Here is a 2,416-nt window from a genome sequence, read left to right as displayed (position 1 = left end):
TCTACATCAACCGTGGTATTCAAAGTGTTGAGCAGTTGGAGACAACCGCAAGAGCCTTGCACTCTTACCAGAAATTGCATGGTATTGAGGCCGCGGTGAGTTTGTTGTTTGAGGCGATTCGCCTCAATCAGCGCATCATAGTGGTGGGCGATTTTGATGCCGATGGCGCGACCAGCTCTGCGTTGTCTGTACTGGCACTGCGGATGCTGGGATCGAGCAATGTTGACTATTTGGTGCCGAATCGATTTGAAGACGGCTACGGCCTTAGCCCGGAAGTAGTCGATCAAGCGATCGAACTGGGCGCGCAAGTGATCATGACCGTCGATAATGGCGTGTCATCGATTGAGGGCGTGCGCTATGCCAAGCAGCAAGGGCTTACGGTGTTGGTGACGGATCATCACCTACCTGGCCATGAATTGCCTGAGGTCGATGCGATGGTCAATCCAAATCTCGACGAGTGCGCGTTTCCGTCTAAGGCGCTGGCCGGTGTCGGTGTCGCTTTTTATTTGATGATGGCGCTGTGCGTCCATATGCGAAAAGCGGGATGGTTTGCTGAACAAGGCATGGCGGAGCCCAAATTGATGGAGCTGATCGATCTTGTGGCGCTGGGCACGGTCGCAGACGTAGTGCCTCTGGATGAGAACAACCGAATTTTGGTGCATCAAGGGCTGCAACGTATCCGTGCGGGCAAAGCAAGGCCAGGTATTCAAGCGTTGATTGAAGTGGCGAAGCGCGATGCAAAGCGTCTCGTTGCCTCAGATTTTGGTTTTGCCTTGGGGCCAAGAATCAACGCCGCCGGTAGACTGGACGATATGTCGTTTGGGGTTGAACTGCTGATGAGCAACAACATCCACGCCGCAAGACGCATGGCTTCTGAACTTGATGGGCTGAATCAAACGCGCAAAGAGATTGAAGAGGGCATGAAGCAAGAGGCGATGGCGTTTTGTGAGCGGTTACAGTTTGGTGAAGGGAGCCAGCTTCCTTATGGACTGGTGCTGTTTCAACGCGATTGGCACCAAGGGGTGATCGGGATTCTGGCCTCGCGCATCAAAGAGCAATTTCATCGCCCTGTCGTTGCGTTTGCCGATGGCGGTGATGGCGCGATTAAAGGCTCTTGTCGCTCGATACCAGGTTTACACATGCGTGATGCGCTCGATCGTATCGATACGCAACATCCGGGGCTGATTAAAAAATTTGGCGGTCATGCGATGGCGGCCGGTTTAACCATCATGGAGAAAGATTTTGAACGCTTTGCGACCTTGTTTAACCAAACAGTGGAACAAGAGTTGGATGAAGCGGCGCTCAAAGGGGTGATCTTGTCCGATGGCGAGCTGCGCCCAGAAGAGTTTTCCATGCACACCGCGCACGTGCTTCGCAGTGGTGGGCCTTGGGGGCAAGCGTTTCCAGAGCCTATTTTTGACGGCGAGTTTATGGTGCTGCACCAAAAGCTGGTGGCCGAGAAGCACTTAAAGCTGATGTTAGAGCCACTCTATCGTGGCCACCCAACCGGGCTGACGATGGATGCGATCGCGTTTAATGTCGACTTGAGACGCTGGCCGGATGCGAGCGCCAAAACCGTCCATCTGGCTTATCGCCTCGATATTAATGAGTTTCGGGGCAATCAGTCTTTGCAGCTGATGGTCGATTATATTGAAGCGAGATGAACGCTCTCGACATCTAAGAGGCTCCCTCACTGATACCGCGCCAAGCAGAAATGCTTGGCGTTTTTTGTTTCGTTTTTTGAGGAGAGAGTTTAGAGACGAGAGTTTTGAGGTGAGACTTTTCAGGTCTGACCAGGGAATGCGATCGGGATCCGTTACCCTGTTTTCAGAAAAATCGCGGTTGAATTCAGAAAAATGTCATCTCACCAAGGTATCGACGGTGGATAGACTATGCTTTGATGTTATTCGCTTCGTTTCATTTGTATGATGACTCAACCAAGTAAAGTGTGATGCGTGGCACGTTTCTGCCCCATCTGTTTCTCTTTTGTAATTGGTCATACCAATTTGATTGATGTTTTAATTATGAGCTGTTATCAAACTGTGACCGCATGGGTCGTTCTATGATTTGAATCAAATTTTGGCTGGAAGTTGCGTTTTAATTATGTTAATTTCCTCGCCAACATAAAATTGGTATTACCAATTGACTGCAAAGAGAAAGAAGAATAACAACTATGGCTTATCAAAGGATTCGTCAGCCAAAACTCTCCGATGTGATTGAGCAAGAGTTAGAAAGGTTGATTGTGGAAGGTACACTTTCGCCGGGGCAACAACTGCCACCCGAGCGCGAACTGGCGAAGCAGTTCGATGTGTCTCGTCCGTCTATCCGTGAAGCCATCCAGCGCTTAGAAGCGAAACGTCTTTTGACCCGAAAACAAGGGGGAGGGACGTTTGTCAGTGAAACGATTTGGACCAGT

The 2,416-nt window shown here is 50.4% G+C and carries 2 protein-coding genes; both read left to right on the top strand.

What is annotated here, in order from left to right; translation table 11 throughout:
* A partial coding sequence (gene recJ / locus AC6R0R_RS09055; protein WP_500626457.1) for a single-stranded-DNA-specific exonuclease RecJ occupies nt 1-1,664 on the top strand: 1,664 nt, incomplete at its 5' end.
* A 509-nt stretch (nt 1,665-2,173) separates the two neighbouring features.
* Nucleotides 2,174-2,416, top strand: a 243-nt coding sequence (locus AC6R0R_RS09050) for a GntR family transcriptional regulator (protein ID WP_500626456.1), incomplete at its 3' end; no start/stop codon positions are given.

This window comes from Vibrio sp. R12-SW3-ISO1 (genome assembly GCF_059834005.1).
This window is presented reverse-complemented; position numbering and strand designations above follow the sequence as displayed.